5 protein-coding genes are annotated in these 10,142 nt (G+C 35.8%); all 5 read right to left on the minus strand.

Going from position 1 to position 10,142, the window contains the following annotated elements:
• Positions 1 to 117 precede the first annotated feature (117 nt).
• Positions 118 to 1,086 (minus strand): DUF4837 family protein, encoded by a 969-nt coding sequence (locus ACTJIW_RS23600; RefSeq protein ID WP_012023061.1) that lies wholly within the window; start codon positions 1,084 to 1,086, stop codon positions 118 to 120.
• 48 nt (positions 1,087 to 1,134) lie between these two features.
• Complete coding sequence (locus ACTJIW_RS23605) at positions 1,135 to 2,967, minus strand: LysM peptidoglycan-binding domain-containing protein (RefSeq protein ID WP_440716462.1); 1,833 nt, start codon at positions 2,965 to 2,967, stop codon at positions 1,135 to 1,137.
• Positions 2,968 to 3,077: 110 nt separating this feature from the next.
• Positions 3,078 to 4,265, minus strand: coding sequence for a phosphoglycerate kinase (locus tag ACTJIW_RS23610; RefSeq protein ID WP_121362753.1), 1,188 nt, complete (start codon positions 4,263 to 4,265; stop codon positions 3,078 to 3,080).
• A 216-nt stretch (positions 4,266 to 4,481) separates the two neighbouring features.
• Entirely contained in the window at positions 4,482 to 5,456 is a 975-nt protein-coding gene (locus tag ACTJIW_RS23615; RefSeq protein ID WP_044048232.1) for a PorP/SprF family type IX secretion system membrane protein, read from the minus strand.
• A gap of 43 nt (positions 5,457 to 5,499) precedes the next feature.
• The coding region (locus ACTJIW_RS23620) for a T9SS type B sorting domain-containing protein (RefSeq protein WP_440718489.1) at positions 5,500 to 10,142 on the minus strand (4,643 nt) is incomplete at its 5' end.

Consider the following 10,142-nt stretch of genomic DNA (forward strand, 5'->3'; position numbering starts at 1 on the left):
AGTCTTTGTTTTTATGTTTGTTATAAAAACAAAAGTAAGAAATATATTAACTGAAAAGTTTCAAGTTTCAAGTTTCAAGTTTCAGGTTGCTGCAGTTCGAAAACCTGATACATATTTTTATCGCTTGTCTATTTTTACTGATTTTATAATTGCTTCGAGATCGAGCATTAGGTCGCGTTCCTGATTTGAGGGAGAATAGCAAAATCCTTCAATAACGAGGATTCGGTTATAAAGAGGATCAACAATAGCGTAATTAATAAAAGGACCGGCCATAAAGTCATTTTTCAGCTCCCATGTACCTTTGGTCTCAAAAGCTTCTTTATCGTCTAAATGAGTGGCAGAAAAATAAGGCGCATAAGCTTCGCCGGTAATCATGGGTGTGTTTGGTTCACGCCCTTTAATGTAACGGCCAACAGAATCCCTCATTTTGATAATATTGCCCACAACATTGCCTTTTGTTTTAAAATTGTGCAATGGAATTTGGTATATCAATAAACTGGTGTTGCCGCTAATAATGTCTTTTTTCAGCCAGATAAAGTTTTTCTTGTGCAAGACATATTCATATCCTGTTGGAATTTGAATATCGATGTGAAATTTGTTTTTTATAACAGCAGGATTTAAAAGCGATTTGCTGTTATCTTCCTGAATTTTTTCGATTTCGGCATCGCGGATCATTTTGATAATCTGTGCCGAATTTAATTCGATACTGCAGATAATATCGTCTATAGATTTTCCGTAAATGCGAAATGTGTTGTGAGGTAAAGCTTTACTGTGGGTAATTTCAAACTTTTCGTTTGCTGTTTTTTTTACTACAATAATGCTTCGGCTGTCGGTTACAAATCCTTCCAGAAGTTTGGCAGGATATTGATTAATTGTAAAGAGTGGTTCTTCCTGAGTTAGACCTAAAACAGGAGAGGCGAATTTATTTCGAATGGTATCACCAACTTCTCCATACCATAATTGATCGTCGATAATTATGGAAATGGTATTTGTTTTCCCGGAAACGGGCTGCGACTGCTTGTCTGATTTTAAACAAGAAATCAACAGAAACGGAAGTATTAGAAATAAAAAATGGGTTTTATTCATTTTTTTGATTTAATGAAATAAAACCCAAATTTAAATAAGATTTTTTTATTATCCGTTTATTTTAAGTTTCATTCCCGGTTTAATATCTTCATCTTTAATACCATTCCATTTTTTAATATCTGAAATTGTTACTCCAGGATATTTTTTAGAAATACTGTACAAAGAATCACCTTTTTTTACGTAATAATCTTCGCTTGCACTTTTAGCCGATGGAGCTTTTTTCTTGAAAGCGTCTACAGAGTTTGAAGCAATAGCCGTTGTAACAGGCTCTTGAATCTCTGTAACGATTTTAGAAACTACTAATGTTTTTCCTAAACCAATATTATTAGTCGTAAGATCATTTAATTCTTTTAAGTCCGCAATAGTCGTACCGAATTTTTTAGCAATGCTTCCTAAATTGTCTCCGGCAGCAACAACGTACTCTACAGTTTGAATTGAAACTTTATCTTTATCATCGTTAGAAGCAATTGCTTCTTCTGTATTTTTCTCGATTGCAGGTATAGATTTAGGTTCTTTAACCACTTTTGCCGAGGCATCTATATCTGATTTAATTTTTAAGGTTTTTCCTAATGCTATTGCATTTGTTTTAAGATTATTCCATTTTTTTAAATCTGAAATATTTACATTGTACTTATCTGCAATTGTTCCTAAGTTGTCTCCTTTTCTAACTTTATAAAACTGAATGTCTTTTGAAGATTCTACAGCTTCTCTAACTGGTTTTCCTTTTGGAGCAATTTTAGCTGCTAAACGGGTTGGAATTGTTTTAACCAGAGACTCATGTTCAACATAAGCATAAATTTTATCTTCGTTTGAAACAAATGCTGCAATTTTATCTTTTGGCAGACGAAGGAAATTCATTTCCCCATGATAAGCCGGCACTATATTCAGTTTATAAGATGGATTTAAAAGCTGCAGCTGCGATTGCGGCATATCTAATAAATCTGCTAACTGTTTAAATGAGATTTGATTTTTGATTCCAACAGTATCTGTTTCAAAGTTTTTAACCACTGCTCTTTCCGGATTGATTCCGTGTTCTTTGTGGTATTCGAAAAGGTACATAGTAGCATAAAATGCCGGAACGTATCCTTGTGTTTCTTTTGGAAGATAATTACGAATATCCCAGTATCCTGTTTTACCTCCAGAACGGCGAATTGCTTTTGTAACGTTTCCTGGTCCTGAGTTGTAAGATGCTAAAACTAATTCCCAGTCGTTAAAAACGCTGAACATTCTGGTCATATAATCTGAGCATGCAGCAGTAGCTTTAAGAGGGTCGCTTCTTTCATCGATATAAGAATCGATTTTTAAAGCGTATTGTTTTCCGGTTCCGTACATAAACTGCCAAAGTCCCGTGGCGCCCATTTTAGAAACTGCTTTAGGGTTTAAAGCAGATTCTACAACGGCTAAATATTTTATTTCCAATGGGATTTTTTCTTTAGCGAAAGTTTCCTCGAATATTGGAAAGTAGTATTCTGATAAAGCCATTAATCGAGAAAACGATTTTTTACGATTCTTAAGGAATGACTTTATTATATTTTCTAATCCTTGATTGTATTCTATCTCAAAAGGAGATTTAGCATTCATTGCTGCCAAACGCTGTTTTAAAAGCTCTGTTGGCAGTTCTTCGTCTACTGTCACATCCTTATTAATGGTTTGAATATCTTTTGTCAAATCATCATAGATGTCTAAGCTTACTAACTCATTCATCCAAAGACTGTCTACTTTTGAAGCAAGATCGTCTTTTTTGAATGTGCTTTTAATAGAATCTAAATAGGACAACTTTACTTCTGGCTTTATTTCCTTTGAATGTTCTGCAGTTTCCTGCGCAAACATCGACATCGAAAACAAAGCGGCAACCACTAAGGAGATTTTCTTTACAATCATATAACATTTTTTTAAAATTCTATAATTCAAACAATTACAGGACTTGTATTTTTGCAAACTTAAAGAGTTTATGCATTAAAAATATGCAAAAAAATGTTAATTGTGATATTTTAGTCTAAAATTGCAGCAATTCCAGGTAAAACTTTTCCTTCTAACATTTCCAGCATAGCCCCGCCGCCAGTAGATACATAGCTCATTTTATCTTCAAATCCGAACTGTTTTACTGCTGCAACAGAATCACCTCCTCCTACTAGAGAAAATGCTCCATTTTTAGTTGCTTCTGCAATAAAATCACCTAAAGCGATAGTTCCTTTTGAGAAAGTTTCCATTTCAAAAACTCCTAATGGACCATTCCAAAGAATTGTTTTTGACTCTAAAATAACTTTTTTGAAGTTCTCTAAAGATTTTGGACCTGCATCAAGACCCTGCCATCCATCAGGAATTGCAGTTACGTCTACAATTTGTGTATTTGCTGTATTTGAAAAATCGTCAGCAGCTACAACATCAACAGGAATGTGCACCTGTACATTTTTCTCTTTTGCTAATCTCAAAATTTCAAGTGCTAAATCTAGTTTGTCATCTTCGCAGATTGACTCACCAATTTTTCCGCCTTGTGCTTTAATGAACGTAAAAGTCATTCCACCACCAATAATCATGTGGTCTACTTTGTCTAAGATATTCTCAATAACTGTAATTTTTGAAGAAACTTTAGATCCTCCTAAAACTGCAGTAACAGGTTTTTCGCTGTTTTTAAGTACTTTGTTTAAACTGTCAATTTCTTTTGCCAATAAAGTTCCAAAACATTTATCGTTTGGAAAAAACTGTGCAATAATTGTTGTTGAAGCGTGTGCTCTGTGTGCTGTTCCAAAAGCATCATTCACATAGATATCTCCTAGTGAAGCTAATTCTTTTGCGAAAGCAACATCTCCTGCTTCTTCCTCAGCATGAAAACGTAAATTTTCTAATAATAAAACTTCTCCTGGCTGCAGGTTTTTAGCTGCTGTCTGAGCTGGTTCTCCAATGCAGTTTTCAGCAAACTTAACCTGAACGCCTAAAATTTCAGAAGCTGTTTTTAAAATATGTTTCAAAGAGTATTTTTCTTCGGCACCTTTTGGTCTTCCTAAATGTGACATTAAAATTACACTCCCGCCCTGAGCTAAAATAGCATCGATAGTTGGTTTTGCAGCTTCAATACGTGTTGTATCTGTTACATTAAAATTTTCATCTAACGGCACATTAAAATCAACACGGATAATTGCCTTTTTATTTTTAAAGTCGAAATCGTTTAGAGTTTTCATTTGATAATTTTTTAGTTTTTTTGAAAGAAAAACAAATATAGAACATTTCGGCTTGTGTTAAATTCGAAAAAAACGAAAAATAGTGCATCATTACAACGAAAACGATGTAAACACTGAAAAAAAACAAAAATTTAGGAAATAAAGAAAAAAATCGATCTTCTTTAAAATATAAAAACTTACTGTATTTGATCTACAGTAAGTTTTTAATTGTAATTATTAATCGTGAACCGGACTTTGCGTACAAGGACAGTTACTAATCGATTGTAAGAAATCAAATCCAATAGTTACGACATGCGTACCTGTATTGTAGGCTCCCAAATCGTTAAACATAACCTGATATGAATATCCAAAATAGAATTTAGATTTCATGAATCCAGCCATTGGCCCAACTGATAAAGGTTTTGGAAACTGGTCGTTTAGGAAACGATACGAAACTCCAATCCAATAGTAATCTTCGTAACGATTGTATCTTCTGTATTTGAAGTTAAAATCGGTAGTAGAACGTTTATCACTCGCAAAATACTGGTAGTAAATAGATGGTTCGTATTCGATACGTCTGTTTTCAGCATCTTTGAAAATCATACCTGTATAAACCTGATAGTTTGAAAGCAGGTCTGGCTCAACTCCGCGGTATTTGTTTGTGTTTTTCTTTAAAACGTTATTTGCGTTAAAACTGATATAGAAGTTTTTGTTACGATACAAAGCACTAATATCAAAGTTATTATTTGTTGTATAACGATTGTCTGTTACAGACGGATCCAGAATTGGGTGTTCGATTGTGTTGTTAAACTCATCGATATCAATTCTAAATGTATTAAAGTTATACGAAAGACCAAATGACAAATACTGCTCACCGTAATAATCTAAAATAAGGTGGTGTGCAAAAGAGACTTTGGCTCCTGTTTGTTTAGTGTATCCATTTTTATCATTGTACATAGAGATACCAACACCTGAACGGTCCAGGATTCTAAAATCGGCATAAAGAGACTGGTTTTGGGGTGCATCTTTAATTCCGACCCATTGTGTTAATCCATTGGCTCTAATACGAAGGTTATCTCCAATACCTGCATAAGCAGGAGAAAGTACAAAAGGGTTATCAGCTAAATACTGAGTAAACACTGGTAGGTTTAACTCTTGGCTGTAACTTGTTGTTACAGCCATGAGTACTAAGGATAAAATAAACTTTTTCATTGTAATAATTTTTTTAGATAACATCATAGGGGCTATTATTTTGTTATCTGTATAAAGTGAAATGTCCAACAAACTCTCTTCCATCATTCTCGTCATTTAGTTTAAGAACATACCAGTAATCACCTGAAGGTAATTCCTCGCCATTGTATCTACCATCCCATTTTTGACCGTAAGTGTATTTCGCAATTACACGACCGTATCTGTCGAAGATAGAGAACTTAAGGTGGTTGTAAATGTTTGTACATCCAGGACCCCAAGTATCGTTAACTCCATCACCGTTTGGTGTAAAGTAGTTGTCAAGACAAACGTCTACGTACTCGATGTAATAATCTTTCGTATCTGTACATCCGTTTTTGTCTCTAACTGTAATTGTATAAGTACCTGTTTTGTAAATTTTGAATTTAGTTTCTGAACTAAAGTTTACACCGTCAATACTGTATACATATTCACCTCCGCCGCCTACAGCTGACGCTGTAATTACGTTCCAAATACCTTTTTCTTCGGTTAATGTTAATTGTAATGGAGCAACAGCAATAATTTCAAACTCAGCAGTATCAGCAGAACATCCGTTTGTATGTCTCACTCTAATGAAGTGCTTACCTGGTGCTATATCAGCAAAGATGTTATTTTGCTGGTACGCTCCAACACCATCCAGACTGTAATCAATTTCATTATGATCTGCATAACCTGGATCAACTTCAACTCTGTTGGCTGCATGATTATTAACACAGTCATAGCTTACCTGGATTGTTGGATTTAATGTTACAGCGTCTGGTAAGATAATATCGATCATGTTTTCACAACCTACTGCATCTTTATAATATACAGTATGTTTACCACCAGATAACCCATTAAACTCAAATTCTGTTTGACCAACTATACCAGCAGTAAACGGACCATTTTCATTATCCAAACTTACGCTGTATGATGCAGTACCTCCTTTAATCTCGATTGCAAAAGCACCGTCTTTGTCACCAGAACAAATTTCAGGAATTATAGAGCCTGCAATTTCAGAAGCTCTAAGTAATTCTGGTTGTGTAATTGTAATAGTTTCAACAATACTACATCCATTATCATCCTTCACTACTATCTGATATTCTCCTGGTTCTAATTTAGTAAACACGAAGACAGAATCAAATTTATCAAGATCCGGAGAAATTGCATATTGTATTTTTCCAGTTCCACCAGAAGCAATTACTTCTATTTGACCATTGTTTGCTCCAAAACAAGTTACATTTTGCGGATTAAACTTGGCATCAATAGGCGTTGCCGGTTCAGCAATAGTAACTACGTCACTAGTGAAATTACAATCACCACTCACCACACGTACTCTGTAAGTTCCAACTAACAAGTCATCAAATCTACCGTCTGCCTGATCTGGTCTAACAATTCCACCAGAAGTGTTAAGTAATGAGTAAACATAGTTACCAATTCCTCCAATCGCTTCTGCAAGAATAGATGCTGTAGCTTCTCCTTTACATTTCACTATAGCACTAGAAGTGTTAATATCAAGATTAAGCGGAATCAATGCTGGAATCTCAACTTCTTTTACAAATGAAGTACATCCATTAGTATCTGAAATGTAATACATGTATTTTCCAACTGGTACATCAAATACTGCAGGAGAAGTTGATGTAAACGAACCTAGTACTGTCGTTCCGTCTAAGCTGTATGTATAAGAACCTGTTCCACCTGTAGCACTCAATGTAATTTGTGATAAAGTCAAACATGTTTGATTTCTTGTCACTTTTACATCTCCTTCTACTCTTGTTGGGTTGCTGATTGTAATTTCAGTTGAAGCCGCTTGACAGCTGTATCCATCTGTTACAGTAACAACATATCTTCCCGCTTTTAATCCTGTAAATACTGGATCAATTTGTGGTCCTACAATGCTAACCGGATCATCAGAAACTACTGTTAATGTGTACAAGTAGTTGCTTCCTTGTCCGCCTGTTGGCTGTGCAACTGTAATAACTCCACTGTCATCACCATAACAAGCAAGTACAGATACATTTGCCGAAGCTGATACCGTAATTGGAGTTGGAATAACTAGTGTTTCGCTTGCGCTTACAATACAATCATTAACATCTTTCACATTAACTGTGTAAGTACCTGCAGATAATCCGCTGAATGTAAATTGAGTAGAATAATCTACAACAACCGTAGTTCCATTCATTAACTGATACTGATAATCTGTATCCCATCCTCCTGTGGCTGAAGCCGAAATCTCACCATCATTGTTTCCAGATACACAAGTAATATTCGATTTGTTAAGCGTTAGGTTTAACGGTGCATTAGGCTGTTCGATAGAGAACACCGTTGTTACAGTACAGTATGGTCTTCCAACTAATGTCGCCTGTACAGTGTACTGACCTGCAGTTAGGTTTGAAATAGTAACAGGACCTGCATTTGTTGATCTTCCTGAACTAGGAACAGGACCAGTAATTACATAATCAAATATTCCTGCATCATTTGTTGGATCTAACTGATTGTCGACAAAAGTAAGATCAACAATTCCATCTGCAGTACCATAACAGATTTTTCCATTCACAGCTACGGCTTTAATTTCAAAAGTATTCGCATTATTTACGTAATGTATCTTCTGAATAGCACAACCTGTTACAGGATTTGTAACTGTAATAATATAATTTCCAATCGTTAATCCCGTGAAAACTCCACTGCTGTTAGATTGGTTGTACGTATTACCATCTGTACCAGCTACATTATAATTTAAAAGAACTGGTGTTCCGCCTGTACTTGTTACCGTAACTGTAATATCTTCATTTGAGATACAAGTCATCGGAGCATTTACAGTCACATTTACAGCATCTAAGCTGATAAATGGATTAATTCTAATAGTTCCTGTTGAAGAACCCATACATCCTTTATCGTCGTATACATTGATAGTATAAGTACCTCCTGTATAATCAGATTCTGTATAAACATTCTGAGAACCTCTTTGAACTGATACACCGTTCTTAAAGAACTCGTAAGTTGTGTAGTTTCCAGAACCTCCTGTAACTGTGTTAACAGTGATTGTTGCATAATTAGCTGTATTTGTTCCAGAAGCACAACCATATTGAGCAATAACTGGTGCTCCTACAGTAATTACTTGCGGCTGAAGAACTCTGAAATCTTCAGAATCAACGCAGCCTCTTCCTGAAGTTACTGTTACTGTATAATCTCCCGCTTCAAGATTAGCAAATACATTGTTTGTCTGAGCTGGTCTATTTACCGCTGCACCTGTATATGAGGTACCTGTTAATGTATACGTATAAACAGGGTTATCATTTACTCCTGGCGCATTTGGTTCCAGAGTTGCTGTGATAGTTCCGTCAGAACCACCTCTACAAGAAACTGGAGTACCTGTTACCGCAAATCCTGTAATCACAGTTGCCGGAGCAACTTCTACAGTTACATTAAATGCACAATTAGTAACAACGTCTCTCACACGGATTATGTGTGTACCCGGTGTAACATTATTAAATACTGCTGGTGTAGTTGTTACAATAACACCTCCATCTAGAGTATATCTGTAATTTGCTGTTCCAGAACCTCCTGTTGCAGTAGCTCTAATTTGTCCATTGTTTAATGTACAACTTGGTAATGCTGTTACTAAAGCTTCAAGCTGTAATGCTGGAGAAATAGTAACTAAAGCTGGTACTGTTATTGTACATGCATTAGCATCTCTCACCGTTACATCGTAAGTTCCCGCTGCATTTACTGTAAATGTTGGGCTCGTTTGGAATCCATTTCCGATGCTGTATTCGTAAGGTGCCATACCTGATCCAACCGTTACCGTGAATGTATATTCACCTGCTGTCGTTGGACACTGGCTTGCTACATTAGCAGTTACTGCTGATGGTAACGCGTCAGTTCCAATTGTAATTGGAATGAAAGTTTCACAACCTTTAGAATCAATTACATAAGCTCTCCAGTTTGTATTTGTTGCAGGATTCAATACAGCGTTATTACTGTTTGTATAATCCGTTGACGCTGGAGCTGCTGTTCCTGGCATAAATGCATACATATAATTTGGAGTTCCTCCGCCAGCAGTTACGCTCACTTTAGCACCTGTATTACAATTTGCATTTACGTTTGTTGTTTGAGTTAAAGTTAATACAGCAGGCTGCGTCACTGCTACAGAAGCAGAAGTTCTACACTGTGTTGTATTATCTACCACTTCAACTGTATAATTACCAACAGGTAAGTTTGTTAACGTAACTACTTTTCCTGTTTGAGTAAGTGTTCCTGTTGTTGGACCTCCTATCAATGTTGCTGTATAAGCACCATTAAAGTTGTCCACATCAAATTTCACAGATCCGTTTGAACCTCCATTACAGCTTACGTCATTTATTAATTGACCAGCAATTGTAATGTTTACTAATGGGTCTACTGTATAAGCAGCTTTATCTGTACATCCGTTAGCGTCTGTTACTTGGAAAATGTAAGTACCAGCCGTTAAACCTGTAAATATACCATTAGAAGCACCAGTAACATTTCCTACTGCACTTGCAGGAGAAAGTATTTCATAGTGTAATGTTCCAACTCCATTAGAAACTGTTACAGTAACTGTACTAGTAGTACTTGCCGCAGGAGCACAATAAATTGGTGTTCCTGTAACAGTATTAATTAACGGTGGATCTAACGCTGGAATAGTAACCGATACTGGCACTGTCATAACAC

Source organism: Flavobacterium sp. 22659, assembly GCF_052044235.1.
Lineage (GTDB): Bacteria > Bacteroidota > Bacteroidia > Flavobacteriales > Flavobacteriaceae > Flavobacterium > Flavobacterium johnsoniae.